This is a genomic window from Streptomyces sp. NPDC008125 (assembly GCF_042957125.1).
Taxonomy (GTDB): Bacteria; Actinomycetota; Actinomycetes; order Streptomycetales; family Streptomycetaceae; genus Streptomyces.
This window is the reverse complement of record NZ_JBIBHR010000011.1, coordinates 108,575-127,555: the sequence shown is the minus strand read 5'-3', so window position 1 is coordinate 127,555 and position 18,981 is coordinate 108,575. Positions and strand designations below refer to the sequence as shown.

The 18,981-nt window shown below is 71.5% G+C and carries 17 protein-coding genes and 2 tRNA genes; 1 reads left to right on the top strand and 18 read right to left on the bottom strand.

Annotation, left to right across the window (positions count from 1 at the left end):
- Positions 1-74: 74 nt before the first annotated feature.
- The 12 genes from ACFZAX_RS20080 to ACFZAX_RS20025 form a co-directional block, all read right to left on the bottom strand.
- A complete protein-coding gene (locus ACFZAX_RS20080; RefSeq protein WP_390963139.1) occupies positions 75-920 on the bottom strand; it encodes a DegV family protein in 846 nt (281 codons plus the stop codon).
- A 176-nt stretch (positions 921-1,096) separates the two neighbouring features.
- On the bottom strand, positions 1,097-1,855 hold the full coding sequence (locus ACFZAX_RS20075) for a hypothetical protein (RefSeq protein WP_390963137.1): 759 nt from the start codon (positions 1,853-1,855) through the stop codon (positions 1,097-1,099).
- Positions 1,856-2,107: 252 nt separating this feature from the next.
- Positions 2,108-4,981 (bottom strand): leucine--tRNA ligase, encoded by a 2,874-nt coding sequence (leuS, locus tag ACFZAX_RS20070; RefSeq protein WP_390963135.1) that lies wholly within the window; start codon positions 4,979-4,981, stop codon positions 2,108-2,110.
- Positions 4,982-5,389: 408 nt separating this feature from the next.
- Positions 5,390-5,462 (bottom strand) — tRNA-Ala (locus ACFZAX_RS20065).
- A 161-nt stretch (positions 5,463-5,623) separates the two neighbouring features.
- Positions 5,624-5,857, bottom strand: coding sequence for a hypothetical protein (locus tag ACFZAX_RS20060; protein WP_275494237.1), 234 nt, complete (start codon positions 5,855-5,857; stop codon positions 5,624-5,626).
- Between the two features lie 583 nt (positions 5,858-6,440).
- Positions 6,441-6,513: transfer RNA gene (locus ACFZAX_RS20055), tRNA-Ala, on the bottom strand.
- A gap of 146 nt (positions 6,514-6,659) precedes the next feature.
- Positions 6,660-7,313, bottom strand: coding sequence for a histidine phosphatase family protein (locus tag ACFZAX_RS20050; protein ID WP_390963315.1), 654 nt, complete (start codon positions 7,311-7,313; stop codon positions 6,660-6,662).
- On the bottom strand, positions 7,310-7,741 hold the full coding sequence (gene rsfS / locus ACFZAX_RS20045) for a ribosome silencing factor (protein WP_327175786.1): 432 nt from the start codon (positions 7,739-7,741) through the stop codon (positions 7,310-7,312). The genes ACFZAX_RS20050 and rsfS overlap by 4 nt, the downstream gene beginning before the upstream one ends.
- 268 nt (positions 7,742-8,009) lie before the next feature.
- On the bottom strand, positions 8,010-9,803 hold the full coding sequence (locus tag ACFZAX_RS20040) for a LytR C-terminal domain-containing protein (RefSeq protein ID WP_390963314.1): 1,794 nt from the start codon (positions 9,801-9,803) through the stop codon (positions 8,010-8,012).
- 22 nt (positions 9,804-9,825) lie between these two features.
- The gene (gene nadD / locus ACFZAX_RS20035; protein WP_327175787.1) at positions 9,826-10,443 is read right to left on the bottom strand and encodes a nicotinate-nucleotide adenylyltransferase; all 618 of its coding nucleotides are present in this window, start codon (positions 10,441-10,443) and stop codon (positions 9,826-9,828) included.
- A gap of 32 nt (positions 10,444-10,475) precedes the next feature.
- Complete coding sequence (locus ACFZAX_RS20030) at positions 10,476-10,637, bottom strand: hypothetical protein (RefSeq protein WP_327175788.1); 162 nt, start codon at positions 10,635-10,637, stop codon at positions 10,476-10,478.
- A gap of 84 nt (positions 10,638-10,721) precedes the next feature.
- Positions 10,722-10,874 (bottom strand): hypothetical protein, encoded by a 153-nt coding sequence (locus tag ACFZAX_RS20025; protein ID WP_327175789.1) that lies wholly within the window; start codon positions 10,872-10,874, stop codon positions 10,722-10,724.
- A 111-nt stretch (positions 10,875-10,985) separates the two neighbouring features.
- Between ACFZAX_RS20025 and ACFZAX_RS20020 the strand changes: the two genes are divergently transcribed.
- Positions 10,986-12,047, top strand: coding sequence for a M48 family metalloprotease (locus ACFZAX_RS20020; protein ID WP_390963131.1), 1,062 nt, complete (start codon positions 10,986-10,988; stop codon positions 12,045-12,047).
- 9 nt (positions 12,048-12,056) lie between these two features.
- On the opposite strand, the gene ACFZAX_RS20015 is transcribed toward ACFZAX_RS20020, so the two are convergent.
- The 6 genes from ACFZAX_RS20015 to ACFZAX_RS19990 form a co-directional block, all read right to left on the bottom strand.
- Positions 12,057-13,178 (bottom strand): hypothetical protein, encoded by a 1,122-nt coding sequence (locus tag ACFZAX_RS20015; RefSeq protein WP_390963129.1) that lies wholly within the window; start codon positions 13,176-13,178, stop codon positions 12,057-12,059.
- A gap of 251 nt (positions 13,179-13,429) precedes the next feature.
- Entirely contained in the window at positions 13,430-14,029 is a 600-nt protein-coding gene (locus ACFZAX_RS20010; protein ID WP_390963128.1) for a hypothetical protein, read from the bottom strand.
- Positions 14,030-14,148: 119 nt separating this feature from the next.
- Entirely contained in the window at positions 14,149-15,432 is a 1,284-nt protein-coding gene (locus tag ACFZAX_RS20005) for a glutamate-5-semialdehyde dehydrogenase (protein WP_390963127.1), read from the bottom strand.
- Positions 15,433-15,591: 159 nt separating this feature from the next.
- On the bottom strand, positions 15,592-16,104 hold the full coding sequence (locus ACFZAX_RS20000; protein ID WP_390963126.1) for a hypothetical protein: 513 nt from the start codon (positions 16,102-16,104) through the stop codon (positions 15,592-15,594).
- A 122-nt stretch (positions 16,105-16,226) separates the two neighbouring features.
- Complete coding sequence (proB, locus tag ACFZAX_RS19995; RefSeq protein WP_390963313.1) at positions 16,227-17,354, bottom strand: glutamate 5-kinase; 1,128 nt, start codon at positions 17,352-17,354, stop codon at positions 16,227-16,229.
- A gap of 169 nt (positions 17,355-17,523) precedes the next feature.
- Positions 17,524-18,771 (bottom strand): acyltransferase family protein, encoded by a 1,248-nt coding sequence (locus ACFZAX_RS19990; protein WP_390963124.1) that lies wholly within the window; start codon positions 18,769-18,771, stop codon positions 17,524-17,526.
- Positions 18,772-18,981 lie beyond the last annotated feature (210 nt).

Sequence of the window (18,981 nt, the reverse complement as noted above, 5' to 3'; positions counted from 1 at the left end):
ACGAGATCGGCGCACGGAAGACACCACTGGCGTCAGCGCGGCGAGACCACCGGGCCGAAGGTGCCGGTCCGGGATCAGCGCTCCGAGATCACCGCGCCGAGCAGCCCCGGCCCCGTGTGCGCGCCGATCACCGCACCGACCTCACTGACGTGCAGGTCCACCAGCCCGGGCACCCGCTCCCGCAGGCGTTCCGCGAGCCGCTCGGCCCGTTCCGGGGCCGCGAGGTGGTGCACCGCGATGTCCACGGCGCCCGTACCCGCCCGGTCGGCGACGATCTCCTCCAGCCGGGCGATGGCCCGAGAGGCCGTCCGTACCTTCTCCAGCAGCTCGATGCGCCCGCCGTCGAGCTGGAGCAGCGGCTTCACGGCCAGCGCGGACCCGAACAGCGCCTGGGCCGCCCCGATCCGGCCGCCCCGGCGGAGGTAGTCGAGGGTGTCCACGTAGAAGTAGGCGGAGGTGACACGTGCCCGCCGCTCCGCCGCCAGTACCGCGTCGTCCAGTCCGCCGCCCGCCCCGGTGGCCTCGGCCGCCGCCAGCGCGCAGAATCCGAGGGCCATCGCGACCATCCCGGTGTCCACCACCCGCACCGGCACCGGGGCTTCCTCCGCGGCCAGCAGCGCGGCATCGTACGTACCGGAGAACTCGGCGGACAGGTGCAGCGAGACGACACCGGTCGCACCCGCTTCGGCCGCCGCCCGGTAGGTCTCGGCGAAGACCTCCGGGCTGGGGCGGGACGTGGTCACCGAACGGCGCTTCTGGAGGGCCACCGCGAGCGAACGGGACGAGATCTCCGTGCCCTCCTCCAACGCCTGGTCGCCGAGGACGACAGTCAGCGGCACCGCTGTGATGCCGTGCCGCTCCATCGTCCGGGGAGGCAAGTAGGCCGTTGAATCGGTAACGATCGCGACATGGCGGGACATGAGCCGGAGATTACCTTCCGGTGGAGTGGCGCGGCAGCCCGACCCCGGGCCGCTGATCCTTTACGGACGGTGCGGGAGGCATCTTGCCACCTGCGGCGCCGCCGCCCGGGGCCACCACCCACAACGCCGCACCACGCGCGGACACGTCCCGCGCGAGGCCCCCTGCGTCCCGACGCTCAGTTCGTCGTCTCCGGCCGGGCGGACTTCTGCCACGGCGGCCCGATCCGCGCGGCGGGACCGGACTCCGGCAGCTCGCGCGGGTCCTCCCGCCCCGTCCCCGGCCCGGCCGCCCCGAACCCCTGGGGCGCCCCGGAGCCACGGGACGCGCCGGAGCCCCTGCTCTCCCCGGGACCGTGCGGCCCCCAGGGAGCCGAAGCCGTCGGCTCCCCACCCGTCGTCCAGTGCCGCAGCGCCCCGGCCTCCACGTCGATCTGCGCGTTGAGGGCGTCCAGGTCGTCGTCGGCGAACCGCCTGGCCCGGTCACGGGCTGCCCAGCGGAGCGAGTCGGCGGACTTCGTGATCCGCTCCGTGCGCTCCCGGAGTCCGGGCATCAGTGTCGCCACCGTGGCGCGGTCGGGCTCCCGCTCCAGCCGCTTCAGCTCGTCGTCCAGCTCCAGGCCGTGCGCGCTGAGCCTCTGGAAGAGGCCCAGGGACTCCGAGAGCGAGGCGTCCTCGGCGACCCCGGCCCCCAGCGTCTCCTGGGTCGCGCGCATCGCGGTGCGCAGGGAGAGCCGCAGCTGTGCCAGCTCGCCTGTGACCCCGGGCTGGCCGTAGCTCTTCGCCCGCAGGGTGGTCTCCTCGACCGTCCGCCGGGCCTGGGTGAGTGTCCGGTCGACGCCTCGCTTGGCGGCCTTGACCGCCTTCACCCCGGCGTACACGCCGAGGCCCACGAATGCGACGAAGAGCAGCGCCAGGATCAAGAGCAGGATCTCCATGAACGCCCCTCGGCAGTCGGCGGTCGGGTCGGGATGCGGATCGGAAAGCTCGGAGCGGGTGCTCCGGAGGCCGCCCGGTGACGGCCGCCCTCTCCACCGTAAACGCAACGGGCAGGCCGAGGGTTCCGTCGGAACCCCCAACCTGCCCGTAGGGGAAAGCCCTGGCAACCGTGTGCCCGGTGGCCCGGGGGCCCGGGAGGCGCCTCATGACGAGCTGCCTGCCCAGGTCCCCGACGCCTCACGCGGAAACGATCACGCGGGGACGATGTTGACCAGCTTCGGCGCCCGCACGATCACCTTGCGGATCTCGGCTCCGCCCAGGGCGGCGACGACGGCCTCGTCGGCCAGGGCCAGCGACTCCAGCTCCGCGTCCGTGATGGACGGGGAGATCTCCAGGCGGGCCCTGACCTTGCCCTTGACCTGGACGACGCAGGTGACGGTCTCGTCCACCACGTACGCCGGGTCGGCCACCGGGAAGTCCTGGTGCACGACCGACTCGTCGTGGCCCAGCCGGCGCCACAGCTCCTCGGCGACGTGCGGGGCCAGCGGGGCCACCAGCAGGACCAGGCTCTCGGCCACCGAGCGGGACAGCGGGCCACCCGTCTTGGTCAGGTGGTTGTTCAGCTCGGTCACCTTGGCGATGGCCGTGTTGAAGCGCATTCCGGCCATGTCCTGGGCGACGCCGTCGATCGCCTTGTGCAGTGCGCGCAGCGTGTCCTCGCCGGGCTCCGTGTCCACGACGGTGACCTCACCGGTCTCCTCGTCGACGACATTGCGCCACAGCCGCTGCAGCAGGCGGTACTGGCCGACCACGGCGCGGGTGTCCCAGGGGCGCGACACGTCCAGCGGGCCCATCGCCATCTCGTACAGGCGCAGGGTGTCCGCGCCGTACTCGGCGCAGATCTCGTCCGGGGTGACGGCGTTCTTCAGGGACTTGCCCATCTTGCCCAGGACGCGGCTGACCTTCTCACCCTGGTGGAAGAACTGGCCGTCGCGCTCCTCGATCTCGGCGGCCGGCACCGGGATGCCCCGCGCGTCGCGGTAGACGAACGCCTGGATCATGCCCTGGTTGTACAGCTTGTGGAACGGCTCGGAGGACGAGACGTGGCCCAGGTCGTGCAGCACCTTGGACCAGAAACGCGCGTACAGCAGGTGCAGCACCGCGTGCTCGGCGCCGCCGACGTACAGGTCGACACCGCCGGTCGGCTGTCCCTCGCGCGGGCCCATCCAGTACTGCTCGATCGCCGGGTCGACCAGCGCCCGCTCGTTGTCCGGGTCCAGGTAGCGCAGCTCGTACCAGCAGGAACCGGCCCAGTTCGGCATGGTGTTGGTCTCGCGCCGGTACGCGCGCGGGCCGTTGCCGTCGCCCAGGTCCAGGGTGACGTTGACCCAGTCGGCGTTCCGCGACAGCGGGGGCTCCGGCTTGGTGTCCGCGTCGTCCGGGTCGAAGGTGCGCGGCGAGTAGTCCTCGACCTCCGGCAGTTCCAGGGGCAGCATCGACTCGGGCAGCGGGTGTGCGATGCCGTCCTCGTCGTAGACGATCGGGAAGGGCTCACCCCAGTAGCGCTGGCGGCTGAACAGCCAGTCGCGCAGCCGGAAGTTCACGGTGCCCTCACCGACGCCGTGCTCCCGCAGCCACTCGGTGATCTTCGCCTTGGCGTCCACGACACCCAGGCCGTCGAGCGAGATCTCGTCGTTGGAGGAGTTGACCAGCTTCGCCTCGTACGAGGAGAAGGCGTCCTCCCACGTGGCGGGGTCGGTGCCGCGGTCGTCGGAGGGCTCGACGACGCAGCGCATCGGCAGCTCGAAGGCGCGCGCGAACGCGAAGTCGCGGGTGTCGTGCGCCGGAACGGCCATGATCGCGCCGGTGCCGTAGCCCATCAGGACGTAGTCGGCGATGAAGACGGGGACCTTCTCGCCGCTGACCGGGTTGGTCGCGTACGCGCCGGTGAAGACGCCGGTCTTGTCCTTGGCCTCGGCCTGGCGCTCGACGTCCGACTTGGCCGCGGCCTGCTTGCGGTACGCGTTGACGGCCTCGGCGGGCGTGGCGTGGCCGCCGGTCCAGACCGGGTGGGTGCCCTCGGGCCAGGCGGCCGGGATGATCCGCTCGACCAGCTCGTGCTCGGGCGCCAGCACCATGTAGGTGGCGCCGAACAGGGTGTCCTGGCGGGTGGTGAAGACGGTGATCGCACCGGCGCCGTCGACGGGGAAGTCGACGCGCGCGCCCTCGGAGCGGCCGATCCAGTTGCGCTGCTGCAGCTTGATGGCTTCCGGCCAGTCCAGGCCGTCCAGGTCGTCCAGCAGACGGTCGGCGTAGGCGGTGATGCGCATGTTCCACTGGCGCAGCTTGGCCTTGAAGACCGGGAAGTTCCCGCGCTCGGAGCGACCGTCGGCGGTCACCTCCTCGTTGGCCAGGACGGTGCCCAGGCCGGGCGACCAGTTGACCGGGGCGTCGGAGGCGTATGCCAGGCGGTACTCGCTCAGCAGGTCGGCGCGCTCGACGGCGGACAGTTCCTGCCAGGGGCGGCCGTCCGGCGTGGACCGCTCACCGCTCTCGAACTGGGCGACCAGCTCGGCGATCGGGCGGGCCTTGTCGGCGTCGGTGTCGTACCAGGAGTTGAAGATCTGCAGGAAGATCCACTGGGTCCACTTGTAGTAGTCCGCGTCGATCGTGGCGAAGGAGCGGCGCTTGTCGTGGCCCAGTCCCAGCCGGCGCAGCTGGGCCCGCATGTTCTCCATGTTCGCTTCGGTGGAGATCCGCGGGTGCGTGCCGGTCTGCACGGCGTACTGCTCGGCGGGCAGGCCGAAGGCGTCGAAGCCCAGGGTGTGCAGGACGTTGTGGCCGGACATCCGCTGGTGGCGGGCGTACACGTCGGTGGCGATGTAACCCAGCGGGTGGCCGACGTGCAGACCCGCGCCCGAGGGGTACGGGAACATGTCCATGATGAACTTCTTGGGCTTGGCGGCCAGCTCCGGGTCGCCCGCCAGGTCGCCGGTCGGGTTGGGCGCCTCGTACGTGCCCTCGGCGTCCCAGAAGTCCTGCCAGCGTGCCTCGATGTCGGCGGCCATCGCCGCCGTGTAGCGGTGCGGCGCAGCCGTCTCGGCTGCGGAATTCGTCTCGCTCATGATCCTCAAAGCTCCATCGATCGTCATCTGCCGGCGCCCACGTCGAAGGACGCGCGTCTACGGAAACGAAAAATCCCCTCGCACAGGAGGGGACGCCGCGCCGAGTCCGACCAGGCGTTCTCACCGGTCGGTAGTGATCAGCGCGGCTCGCTAAGCAGAAGGCGTACGGCACGCATGGCGTCAGGGTACCGCACAGGGCCGGAGCCTCACCGGGACCGGCCACCTTCCGGACGGCCGGGGGGCGGCCGGGGGACGGCCTGCAGGTGAGACGGCCACAGGAAGCGCGGGAGGGGAGGAAGCCCGGCGACGGAGCCCGATCGGGCCGGGCGAAGCCCACGAGGGACCGCGGGAAACGACCGACGACGAAAAGGCGGGCCATCCGATTCGGATGACCCGCCTTCTTCACTGTGGAGCTAAGGAGAATTGAACTCCTGACCTCCTGCATGCCATGCAGGCGCTCTACCAACTGAGCTATAGCCCCTTGTCCCGCTTGCCGCTCCGGTTTCCCTTGGCGACATCGAGAACATTACACGGCCTCCCCGGTACTCCCCAAATCCATTCCAGCCCGGTCCGCTATGCCCGTTTTACTCCGACCCGCTGGTCCCGCCACACCCCCACGGACCCTGCCGCCGACGCCCGCCGTCAGGCCGTGGCGAAGGAGTAGAACCTCTTGAGCGTGCAGTGCTCCTCCAGGAGCCGCCCGTAGATGGGCTCCCCTTCGAGCTCGCGGTACGTCTCGATGGGGTCGCCTTTTATGATCAGCGCCCGTGCGCACTCTTCGCACCAGTACTGGTAGTCCGCGTTGATCGGATCCATGTCCCTGACGATGGGCGTACCGCTGCCACACCAGTCGCATTTCCGCCTGTGCGCACCCATGCAGTCAGCTCCAGCTGTGGCCGCTGGCCGTGCGCGCGCGCCTGATCCCGCCGCCCTCCGGTGTCTGGACCACCTGGGAGAAGCTGCGGGACGGGCCGCCGGGACCGGACCTGTGTTCGGGAATCACGGTAACTACGGGACGGGCAGGCGGAGCTGGGGCACCGGACACACAAGGCTGACCGGGGACCCGCACGCGGCTCGCAGGCATCGTACTCCCTCCCGATCGGTCCGTCGCCCCCTCCGGCGCTCCGATTCTGCCATGACCCCGCAAGAGGGGAAGCCCGTCGAGCCTGGCCCGGGGGACTACTGACGATACGTCAGCCCGAGCGCCCGGCCCCACGACGGACGAAGAAGCAGGCGACCGCCGCCGACGGGCGGGGGCGGGAGGAGCGGTGACCGGTACGGGAGGAACGGCAGCGGGACAGGTGCGGGACGGCAGCTCGGCACACCGCCGGAACGGCCCGTCAGCCCCCGGGCCCATAGGAAGCACCGGGCGGCAAAAGCATCGGGTCGGCATACGGAGCAGACGCAGAACCGGCATACGCAGAAGATCCCGCCCCCAAGGGGACGGGATCTTCATTTGTGGAGCTAAGGAGAATTGAACTCCTGACCTCCTGCATGCCATGCAGGCGCTCTACCAACTGAGCTATAGCCCCGCTGTTCGCTGTCCTTCTCCGCGTCCTCACCGTTTCGGTGTTTTCCGCGCTGCGAACAAGAAGAACTCTAGCCTGTGACCAGCCGGAAAGTGAAATCCGGCCGGTGCCGCCCTCCCGGAGGTGCCTCCGGGTGGTCGGGCGGCTCCTCAGGTGTCGTCGCCGAGCACCGGTTCGGGCAGGGTTCCGGCGTTGTGCTCCAGCAGGCGCCAGCCGCGCGCGCCCTCGCCCAGCACCGACCAGCAGCAGTTGCTGAGTCCGCCGAGGCCCTCCCAGTGGTGGGCCTCCAGTCCGAGCAACCGGCCGATCGTCGTACGAATGGTGCCGCCGTGGCTGGCCACGACGAGCGTGCCGCCGTCCGGCAGCCGGTCGGCGTGGTCCAGGACGACCGGAGCGGCGCGGTCGGCCACCTCGGTCTCCAGCTCGCCGCCACCGCGGCGTACGGGCTCGCCGCGCTTCCACGCGGCGTACTGCTCGCCGTACCGGCCGATGATCTCCTCGTGCGTGAGTCCCTGCCACTCGCCGGCGTAGGTCTCGCGCAGCCCGGCGTCGTGGGTGACCGTGAGGCCCGTCACGGCGGACAGCTCGGCGGCCGTGGCCGCCGCGCGCCGCAGATCGGAGGCGACGACGGCGTCGGGCTTCAGGGACGCCAGGAGGCGGGCCGCCCGGCGGGCCTGCCCGACTCCGGTGTCGGTCAACTCGATGTCGGTGGTGCCCTGGAAGCGCCGCTCCAGGTTCCACGCCGTCTGACCGTGCCGCCAGAGGACTACTCGGCGGCCCCGGCCGCTGCCGCTGCCGTTCAGCTCGCGTCACCTTCCGTGGTGCCGTTGAGCCGGGCGTGCTCCTCGGCCTTGCCCCGGGTCTTCAGCGCGTCCTCGGGAAGCGCGATCTCCGGGCAGTCCTTCCACAGCCGCTCCAGCGCGTAGAAGACACGCTCCTCGCTGTGCTGGACGTGGATGACGATGTCGACGTAGTCGAGCAGGATCCAGCGGGCGTCGCGGTCGCCCTCGCGGCGCACCGGCTTGGCGCCGAGCTCCTTCAGGAGCCGCTCCTCGATCTCGTCGACGATCGACTTGACCTGGCGGTCGTTGGGGGCCGAGGCCAGCAGGAAGGCGTCGGTGATCGACAGGACGTCACTGACGTCGTAGGCGATGATGTCGTGCGCGAGCCGGTCGGCCGCTGCCTGGGCGGCGGCGGTGATGAGCTCGATGGAGCGGTCCGTGGCGGTCACATGCAGGCTTTCGTCGGCGGTCGGGGCAGTCCCTGGAAGCTGTTCCGTCGTCCCTGGCGGTTCGGCACGCGGACGGAGCGGCGGGGTTCCGTCGCCGTCGTCGCGTGCCCGCCAGAAATCGCGGGACTCTTCCTTAGGGTCTCACGGACCGCCGACAGCGCCGACTGGGAATTCCCCCGGTGCGCCGCAGGGGCCCCCGCGCCACCTCGGCGCGGGGGCCCCTGCGGGCCGGTCGACGGGCTCGGGACCGAAGGCCCCGAGAGCGGGGTCAGGGCTTCTGGAACACGTAGTCCTGGCCGAGCACCACGGAGACGTCCGCGTTCGCGGCGGCCTCCCCCTTGGCCACGACGGTCTCGGGGAGGCCGAGCGTCTTGGCCACCTCCACCGCCTTGGCCTTGTCGTCGGCCGTGCCGTAGACGACCTGCGAGGTGGACCGGGTGTCCGTCTTCCCGGCGTCGACGAAGGAGTAGCCGCCGTTCACCAGCACCACCCGGGCCGCGTCGAGGGCGTCGGTGTCCCCGTAGGCGTTCTTCACTCCGACCCGGACCGCGGCGTCCTTGTCCGGGGCCTGTACCGCCCCGCCCAGGACGTCCTTCACCACGCTCCTGGTCGCCGCGTCGCTCAGGGTGCCGTCGTCCTGCACCGGCAGGACCTGGGTGGAGTAGTCCCCCACCTTGGCGTGGCCGGCGAGCTTCGCGAGCGAGGCGCCGAGGTCGGCCTCGGGCAGCGACGGATCGAGGATCTGGGCCAGCGTCTGCACGGTGACCGTCGCCGCCTTGGGGTCCTCGGACATCTTGCGCAACACCCCGCGCAGCACCTGCCCGAACCGCGTCAGCTGCTTCGCCTCCGGCTCTCCCTCGGCCCGGTACGTGGCGTACGCCACGGCCATCGTGCCGCTCAGGGTCTGCGCCTCGCCCTTGTGGACCAGGGGTGCGGCGCCCTTCTTGGTGTCGGGGACGTCGGTGTCGGTGTCGACCTCGATGTTGCCGACCAGCTCGACGAGGTTCTCCAGGTACGGGGTGTCCAGGCGCCAGGTGCCGCTGATCTTCGTACCGAGAAGGGTGTCGATCGCCTCGCGGGTTCCGGTGCTGCCGTCCTCCTCCACCGACTTGCCGAGCGTGGTGGTGGTGCCGTCGTCGTTGGCGACCGCCAGGGAGTTGGGCAGCAGGACGGTGGCGCCCTTCTTGGTGGTGACGTTGTCCACCAGCAGCGCCGTGGACGTGCCGCCGCCCTTGGTGTTGTGCAGATGCACGACGATGACGTCGCGCTGCTGCGGGCCGCCGGCGGTGGCGGCCTTGCCGTCCTCGTTGGAGGAGCCGGGAAGCTTGCCGGCCGACCAGAGGTAGCCCACCCCGGCCACGACGACGAGCGCCACCACCACGATCAGCCCGATCAGCCGGTTGCGGCCCTTGCGCCGGGCCTCCTCACGCCGTTCGCTGCGGCTCTCGGTGAACGCCAGCCAGTCGATGACGTCCTCGGAGTCCTCGTCCGGCTCCTCGATGAACGAGAACTGGCCGGTGCGGTAGTCCTGGGAGGAGCGGCGCTGCTCCGGAACCCCGGGATCCTGGGCTCCGGGATCCTGGACTCCGGCCCCCTGGGCCCCGCTCCGGGCCCCCGGCTCCGGCTGGGGCGCGCGCGCCGGGGCAGCGGCCTGGGATGCGGCCTGGGGTGCCGTCGTGTTCTGCTGCGGGACGTTCCACTGCTGGGCCGTCGCGTCGACCACCACGGGCTGCTGCCCGGTGTCGTAACCGTAGCCTCCGCCGTAGCCGTACCCCTGCTCGCCCTGGTGCGGCTGCTGCGGCTGCATCGGCTCGCCGGTGTACGGGTCGTAGAGCTGCTGCGGCTGCTGCTGGGCGTACGGGTCGTAGCCGTGGTCCACCTGCCGGCCCTGCTGCTGACCCTGCGTCGGCTGCCCGTAGGCGTACGGGTCCTGCGGGGAGGTGTACGGGTCGTAGCCTTGCTGTTCGGGCTGCTGCTGGTACACCGGCTGCCCGTACGCGTCGTAGCCGATGATCTGCGGCTGCTGTCCGTACGGGTCGTACGGGTTCTGTCGGTCGTTCACCACCGGTGCCCCTCTCCGTGGCTCATTCGCCTCGGTACAGCTGGCGTTTGTCGATGTAACGGACCACACCGTCGGGCACCAGATACCAGACCGGATCGCCCTGCGCGACCCTCCACCGGCAGTCCGTCGACGAGATGGCCAGGGCGGGGACCTCCACCAGGGAGACACCGCCGGCGGGCAGCCCCGCGTCGGTGAGCACGTGGCCCGGCCGGGTCACACCGATGAAATGGGAGAGCGAGAAGAGTTCCTCGGCGTTTCGCCAGGTGAGGATCTGGGACAACGCGTCGGCGCCGGTGATGAAGAAGAGGTCCGCGTCCCCGTGGGTCTCCCGCAGGTCCCGCAGGGTGTCGATCGTGTACGTCGGTCCCCCGCGGTCGATGTCGCTGCGGCTCACCGAGAACTGCGGGTTCGACGCCGTGGCGATGACCGTCATCAGGTAGCGGTCCTCGGCCGGCGAGACTTCCTTGTGGCTCTTCTGCCACGGCTGCCCGGTCGGCACGAACACGACCTCGTCCAGGTGGAACTGGGCGGCCACTTCACTGGCCGCCACCAGGTGTCCGTGATGGATCGGGTCGAACGTCCCGCCCATGACGCCGATTCGGCGCTTGCCGCGGCCGGTAGGCACTTCCTGCTCTCCCATGCGTGCAGACCCTACTGGCACGGCGTCACCGCTCAGCGGTCGCGGTTGAAACGGGTGGTGACGAAGAGCAGGAGCAGCAGGGCGATGAAGGCACCGCCGCCGGTCACGTACGGGTTGAGGCTTTCGTGGTTGCCGCCCTCTCCGCCTTCGGAGGCGAGAAGGACCAGCTGGTGGGCGGTGCTCGTGAGGCTCATCTTCGGCAGGACCTATCGATCGGGAGTCGGAAGGAAGACGTCGGGCACATCGTATGCGGGTCCGTCGGGCACGCTCACGGCGACTCAGTCGTTGGAGTCGTTGTTGCGGTAGCCACGCAGCAGCAGCCAGGCCATCAGGGCCGCTCCGACGAGCGAGACGAGCAACACGATGCGCACCGTGTTGCCCGGTCCCTGGTCGTCCGCGGCGGCGGCAAGCAGTGCGACGGTGTGCGGCATTCCGGGTGCTCCTCTTGGTTGTCCACAGCCCCCCGCACACCGTAGCGCCAGCACCTAGGCTGACCGGTGTCAGGGGGACGGGCGGCGTCCCGCAGCGACCAGGGGGATCGGATGACCGGCGACACCCGTACGAACGAACCCAGCAGGCGACGCAGGCGTTTCCCGGGAATCTCCTCCCGGGCGTACGAGCACCCGACGGACCGCTCGGCGCTGGTGGCGCTGCGCAAACTGTCCGGGTTCGACACTGTTTTCAAGGCGCTCAGCGGCCTGCTGCCCGAGCGGAGCCTGCGGCTTCTCTACCTCTCCGACTCGGTGCGGGTGGGCGAGGAGCAGTTCACCCATCTGCACACGATGCTGCGTGACGCCTGCTACATCCTGGACCTGGAGAAGGTTCCGGCGATGTACGTCACGCAGAATCCCCAGCCCAACGCGATGTGCATCGGACTCGACGAGCCGATCATCGTGGTCACCACCGGTCTGGTGGAGCTGCTGGACGAGGAGGAGATGCGGGCCGTCGTGGGCCACGAGGTGGGGCACGCCCTCTCCGGCCACTCCGTCTACCGCACGGTCCTGCTTTTCCTGACGGGCCTCGCGGTGAAGGTGGCCTGGATACCGCTGGGCAATGTGGCGGTGCTCGCCATCGTGACGGCGCTGCGCGAGTGGTTCCGCAAGTCGGAGCTGTCGGCCGACCGGGCCGGGCTGCTGGTGGGGCAGGATCTCCGGGCCTCCATGCGCGGCCTGATGAAGATCGCCGGTGGCAATCACCTCCACGAGATGAACGTCGACGCGTTCCTCGCCCAGGCCGAGGAGTACGAGAAGGCGGGCGATCTCCGGGACTCCGTGCTGAAGATCCTCAATGTGCTCCCCCGTTCGCACCCCTTCACCACCGTGCGGGCGGCCGAGCTGAAGAGCTGGGCGGAGACCCGGGACTACCAGCGCATCATGGACGGCCACTACCCGCGCCGCGAGGAGGACAAGGACACCTCGGTGACGGATTCCTTCCGTGAGTCCGCCGCGCACTACGCCGACACGGTCCGCACCAGCAAGGACCCGCTGATGAAGCTCGTCGGCGACGTCGCGGGCGGCGCCGGGGACCTGGGCGGCAAGCTCCGGAACAGGTTCACCGGCGGCGCTCGCGGCGGCGCACCGGACCCGGCCGCCGGTACGGAGTAGAACCCGGCGCTACGTGAGCCCCGGCCTCTGGTGCACCGGGGCCCTGAGGGCCGGCGGGGCCTGGCCGAGCGGGGGGCTGATCTCCAGCGTTCCGCAGAGCCCTCCCGCGGGGGTCCCGGTCGCGTACGGATCGGTGCCCCCGGGTCCGGCGGGGTCGGCGCGCTCCCCGGCGAGCAGCGGGCGGAGCGCCGGGGCGGTCCCCGAGGAACAGGACTCGGGTCCCGCCTGTACGTACGCGGTGCGCAGTTCCAGCCGGTGCAGCCTCAGGTCGTCCCGGTCGAAGCGGAAATGCAGCAGCCGGTGCACGGTGAACAGGGAGGCGCCGTCCGGCTGCCGGGGGCCGTTGACGGCCGGGCGCACGGCGTAGGTGAAGGTGTGGTCAGCGACCACCTCCAGCCGGCTCGCGTCCGCCTCGGAGTAGGCGAGGGTCCCGAAGACCCGGATGGCGGGGTCGGCGAGTTCGGCGTGCGCCGGGTCGAAGCGCACCAGCCAGCCGGCTGCCGGATGCCTGCCGTCCCCGGCCGGGCTTTCCATGCTCAGGTCGAACTCGGCGGCCTGGTCCGGGTCGAGCAGAGCCCTGACCGTCCCGGTCTCCTGCCCGTCGAGGACGTCGGGGTTGAGCGAGGACTCCACCAGGAAGTCCTTGGCGGTGGCCAGGGCGGCCATGACCTGGCTGACGGAGAAGTTGTCGGTGCGCCGGACCGCCGGGAGGTTGATCCCGGCCGCGCCGACGCGGAAGTGCGCGGCGGGGCCGCGCTCGATGAGCGAGCCGGGAGTCCCTCCCGGTACGGCTCCGCGCGGGGCGAGCGGTACGACGGTGGCCTGGAGCGGTTCCGCGCGGCCGGGCACGGGGGCGGGCAGCGGCTGGCGGAAGCCGATGTACACGGCGGTGGCGAAGGCGAGCGCGACGAGCACCACCATCGTGGTGGCGAGGCCGGGGCTCCTGCGCGAGGAGCGCCGGGGCAGGGAGCGGACGGCGCGGGCGTGTTCGCCCATGCGTTCCTGGGCGGAGAACTCCTGGAGTCGGGCAGCCCGGACGAAGGACTCGTCGAAGACGAGCGCGCGGTATTCGTCCTCGCCGTCGGCGGGGCTCTCGGGCTGCTCTTCCGGTGGATCTCCGCGGCCTGCCATGACTTCTCCCGATCTCCACACCACCGGCCGAGGTCGGTGCGCAACGGTCTGCCCGGCCAGGCGGCCGAGGGCAGCGAGAAGCCCCCTCCGGAAGAGGGGTCACACAGTGAGAGTAGGTCGAATGCCCCTCGCGTAAACGCGGTGGCCGGGGCCAACCGCACAGTTCGCACGACTGGGCGCTACGGGGCGACACGGCCGGACGGGTGAACCGGCGCGCGTTCCGGGCGGGGGAACCACGGCCGGGAGCCCGCTCAGGGCGTGTGCGGGACGGCGGCGGCCGGGGCGTGCCGGCCCGCCGGCGCGGACGGCAGCCGGCCCGCCGGGCCGGCCGGGTCCGCGGTGGTGTCCACGCCGCTGGTGGCGGGCGGGACGTGGTCCTGGCTCTCGGCCGAGGCGGCGCGGTAGACGGCGCTGAAGGCGAGCGCGACCATCCCGATCCCCATCACCAGCGCCAGGAGCCACGCGACGGGCCTGTGCCAGCGTGCGGAGCCCCGGTAGGGGCGCAGCGAGCCGCCGTGGGGGCCGTAGGGGCCTTGGCCGATGCCGTGCTCGGGGTCGTAGTCGAGGTCGTCGGGGTCGGGTGCACCGCCGCGCCCGCCCGTGTATCCGGGTCCGTAGTGGTCGTACGCGTCGCCGTCGCGGGCGCCCGCCGCACGCGACCGGGTGGCCTCGGCCTCCGCGCGTGCCTCGGCGGCGGCGACCAGCCGCTCCACCGCGGTGGGCTCGTGGATCCTCGCGGCCCGCACGAAGTCCTCGTCGAAGACCACGGTGGCGAAGTCCTCGTCCGCGCCCCCGCGGTCGTCGTCGGGCTCCGAGCCGTCCGGGAACGGCCTGCCCCCCGCGTCGTCCACGGATTCAGCGTAGCCGTGGAGGGGTGGTCCGGTCAGGGAGACGGAGAAGTCTCCCCGACCGGGCGACCGGGTGTGACCGTGCTGCCCGTCCGGACCGGTTCGGCCTCGGCTCGGCTCGGCTACCGGGTGTGACCGTCGCCGGTGACGATGTACTTCGTGCTGGTCAGCTCCGGAAGCCCCATCGGGCCACGGGCGTGCAGCTTCTGCGTGGAGATGCCGATCTCCGCGCCGAATCCGAACTGGCCGCCGTCGGTGAAGCGGGTCGAGGCGTTGACGGCGACCGTCGTCGCATCGACCAGCTGGGTGAACCGGCGCGCGGCGGCCTGGGAGGTGGTGACGATCGCCTCGGTGTGGCCGGAGGACCAGAGTCGGATGTGCGCCACGGCGGCGTCCAGCGAGTCCACCACGGCGGCGGCGATGTCGTAGGAGAGGTACTCCGTCTCCCAGTCCTCCGGGGTGGCCGGCACGACGGTCGCCTTGGACCCCTCGGCGTACGTCAGGACGCGCTCGTCGCCGTGCACGGTGACTCCGGCCTCGGCCAGCGCGTCCAGCGCCAGGGGGAGGAACTGGTCGGCCACGTCTCGGTGGACGAGGAGCGTCTCGGCGGAGTTGCAGACGCTCGGGCGCTGCGCCTTGGAGTTGACCAGGATGTCGACGGCCATGGCCAGGTCGGTGTGCGCGTCCACGTACACGTGGCAGTTGCCGGTGCCGGTCTCGATGACGGGGACGGTGGACTCCTCCACGACCCGGCGGATCAGCCCCGCGCCACCGCGCGGGATGAGGACGTCCACGAGGCCCCGGGCCCGCATGAGTTCGCGGACCGAGTCGTGGGTCTCGCCCGGGACCAGCTGCACGGCGTCGGCCGGGAGCCCGGCGCCGCCGACCGCGTCGCGCAGCACGCGCACGAGGGCGGTGTTGGAGGCGTACGCGGACGAAGAGCCACGCAGCAGTACGGCGTTTCCGGACTTGAGGCAGAGGACGGCGGCGTCGACGGTGACGTTGGGGCGGGCCTCGTAGATGATGCCGACCACGCCGAGCGGCACCCGGACCTGGCGCAGGTCGATGCCGTTGGGGAGGGTGGAGCCGCGCACGACCTCGCCGACCGGGTCGGGCAGGGAGGCGACCTGGCGCACGTCGGCGGCGATGGCGCGGATGCGCTCGGACGTCAACGTGAGCCGGTCGACGACCGAATCGGCGGTGCCTGCGGCCCGGGCGCGGTCGACGTCCTCGGCGTTGGCCTCGATGATTTCTCCCGCGCGCACCTCCAGCGCGTCGGCCACGGCGAGCAGGGCGTCGTCCTTGGCGGCTCGCGGGAGCGGCGCGATGTCGGCGGCGGCAGCGCGCGCCCGGTAGGCGGCCTGCGCGACCGGGGACATGTTGTCGTACGGGGTGAGCGTGGTCATGCTCGCAGGGTAGTGCGCGGGCTGTGGTCGTCCGGCCCGTATTTCGTGATGCGAGACGCCCGGGGACCGCCCGGGAGGCGGCAGCGGGTTCCGTGGTGCGAGACGCCCGGGGACCGCCCGGTGGCGGGAGCGAACGGACGCGCGCTCCCGCTGCCGGGGTCAGTAGGGGTGCACGCCCACGGGTGCGGCGGGCGGCGGGCCGTATCCCTCGGCGACGCGCTGGTGGTAGGTCTCGCGGTCGATGACTTCGAGGCCGACGATCTCCCACGGCGGCAGCTGGGCGGTGGAGCGGTGCTCGCCCCAGAGTCTCAGGGCGACGGCCGCCGCGTCGTGCAGGTCCCGGGCCTCTTCCCAGTACCGGACCTCCGCGTGGTCGTTCGCGTACCGGCTGGTCAGCAGGAAGGGGTGGTCGTGGGCGAGTTGCTCCAGGCCTCGTCTGATCTCCCCCAGCGGTGTCTCGGCCCCGGCCACGCAGAGCGTGATGTGCCACAGCCGCGACTGCGTGGCCTCCCCCTTGGCGGCCACCGGGTCATGGCCGGTGGTGCGGTCCTCGGCCCGGTCGGACGTGCGGTCGGCGGGCGGGCTCCGGTCGAAGCCGGTTCCCGCTCCCACGCTGGTCAGTGCGCGGGTGCCCGTCCCTCGGGGCGGCGCCCCCGGGCGCGCTCGTCTCACCGGCGGCCTCCTGTGGATGTGTTGCTGTGCTGTTCTCCTGCGTATCCCCGCTACAAAGTTGACCAGCCCGAGGGCGGGCGTGGGGCGGTTTTGGTGAAGGTCTCCGTCGGGAGCGCGTGGTTTCAGCCGATCCGGGGCGTCGAGGGGGGCATGAGAACGACGAGGTCGTCCCTGTGTACGACCTCGCGTTCGTAGGCGGGTCCGAGCTCGCGGGCCAGGTCGTGCGTGGAGCGGCCGAGCAGCTGGGGGATCTCCCTGGCGTCGAAGTTGACGAGGCCGCGTGCGACCGCCCGTCCCGCGGGGTCGCGGAGCTCGACCGGGTCTCCGGCGGTGAAGTCGCCGTCCACGCCCGAGATGCCCGCGGGCAGCAGGGAGGTGCGGCGTTCGACGACGGCCCGTACGGCCCCTTCGTCGAGGAGGAGCGCGCCCTGCGGGGCGGAGGCGTGGGCCAGCCAGAGGAGGCGGTCGGCGGAGCGGCGGCCGGTGGGGTGGAACCAGGTCCCGGTGTCCCGTCCGGCGAGGGCGTCGGCGGCGTGCCAGGCGGAGGTGAGGACGACGGGGATACCGGCGGCGGTGGCGATCCGGGCCGCCTCCACCTTGGTGACCATGCCGCCGGTGCCGACGCCGGCCTTGCCCGCGCTGCCGATCGTGACGCCGGCCAGGTCCTGCGGGCCGGTGACCTCGGCGATCCGCGAGGTGCCCGGCGTGCTGGGGTCGCCGTCGTAGACCCCGTCCACGTCGGAGAGGAGGACCAGCAGGTCGGCGTGGACGAGGTGGGCGACGAGGGCGGCCAGGCGGTCGTTGTCGCCGAAGCGGATCTCGTCCGTGGCGACGGTGTCGTTCTCGTTGACGACGGGCAGGGCGCCCATCTCCAGGAGCTGGTCGAGGGTGCGGTAGGCGTTGCGGTAGTGGGCGCGGCGGCTGGTGTCGTCGGTCGTCAGCAGGACCTGGCCGACGCGTACGCCGTAGCGGGCGAAGGAGGCCGTGTAGCGGGCCACCAGCAGCCCCTGGCCGACGCTGGCCGCCGCCTGCTGGCGGGCGAGGTCCTTCGGTCTGCGGTGCAGGCCCAGCGGGGCGAGCCCGGCGGCGATGGCGCCGCTGGAGACGAGGACGATCTCCCGCTCGCCGCCGCTGCGGACCTTGGCGAGGACGTCCACGAGGGCGTCGACCCGGTCGGCGTCGAGTCCGCCCACCGCGGTGGTGAGCGAGGAGGAGCCCACCTTGACGACGATCCTGCGGGCCTCGGTCACCTGTTGTCTTGCCACTGTCTCCGCTACCGATGTCACAGGGGCGAATGTATGCCAGTCCGTACGCCGGCCGCACCGCTGTTCCGTTTCGTGGACGCGGAGCGGTGGAGGCGCCCTGCGGCCCCTCCGGCACGCGTGCGGGCGCCGGAAGGGCCTCCGGGAGCGCCGGCGCTCAGGCGGTGAGGCTGCCGCTCTCCGCGAGCGTCCTGTCCCGGCCGGCGTCCGCCCCGGCCGCGGCCCCGGCGGCCTCCGTCCTGCCGGGGGGAGCGGGCTGGGCGGACTGCGGGGCGGTACGGGCGGTGCGCGCACGGCCCAGGTCCTTCAGCCGCATCGCGGGCTTCTCGACCAGGTGCCAGGAGAGCGCCGCGGCCGCCAGCGAGCCGGACAGCGACATGGCGAGGTAGGGCCAGAACCCCCAGCGGGCGAAATCGAGGGAGGTCAGTGCCTGCTGGACGACGAACCCGTAGATGTAGACGCCGTACGAGAGGTCGTTGCGGGCTCCGACGCGGCGGAACGGCCCGGGGAGCCGGATCGCGAGCCAGAGCAGCAGGTAGGCGAAGGCGGGGATGCCGACGACGAAGAAGTATCCGAAGAAGATGCCGCCGAGGAACGTCAGCAGCGCGAGGGCGGCGAGCGGGTCGCTGACGGGGATGCGCTCGCGGTAGGACTCGATGACGGCGCCGACGGCGAACGCGAAGGCGAGGTAGATCAGGATGTCCGGGTCGAACTTGCCCATGACCGGGAAGATCTCGAAGCTCACCGCGTACGAGGAGTCCGAGAAGCCGGACCACCAGCGGGAGTCCAGGGCGGGAGCGATCGCGTAGCAGCCGAGCACGACGGCCACGAGGAGCACGACCCTGCGGGCCCGGGTGAGGGCCCCGGTCACGGCGAGCAGGGCGACACCGAAGTAGCAGAACACCTCGTAGCGCAGGGACCAGAGAGCGGCGTCGATGCTGGGGCTGTGGCCGAAGCCGTCTCCCCGGGAGTGCGCCATGACGCCGGAGACGTCGTTCTGGAGCGGGGCGACCGCCCAGTTCGCGCTCATGTAGTCGAAGGGGCCCCTGGAGTGGCCCCAGAAACCGCCCAGGTCCCCCTGTTGCGCCCAGTACAGGAAGGGGGCGACGACGAAGGCCGTAACGGCGAGGCAGACCCACAGACCGGGCAGCAGACGCAGGGCGCGGTGCCAGAGGAAGCGGCCCAGCGGGAGCCGTTTGCCGCTGCGGGTGACGAGGATGCCGGACAGGACGAAGAACCCGTAGACGGAGAGCTTTCCCAGGTCCGTCTGGCCGTGGCTGAAGCCGTGGCCGAACTCCTTCTCCCCGAAGCCGAGGACGCTCGCGTGGCTGACGACGACGGCGGAGGCCAGGCAGAGCCGGATGAACCCGAGACTGTTGTTCCGTCCTTGAAAACAGTCCGCCACGGAACCGTGCGACCACCGGAGCCGGCCGGCCTCGTTATGGGCACGACTGATGATGACACCTCTCTCACTGGACCGGGTGGCGGGGCCAGCTTCCCGCACGACCGTCGAAGATCCCAAGGCAGGTGATACGTAAGGCACTTGGGCTCACATGGGGCTCGCGCCGCCGGAAACCTCCGTTGCACCGTACACGGCCTCCTACCCGGTCCGAAC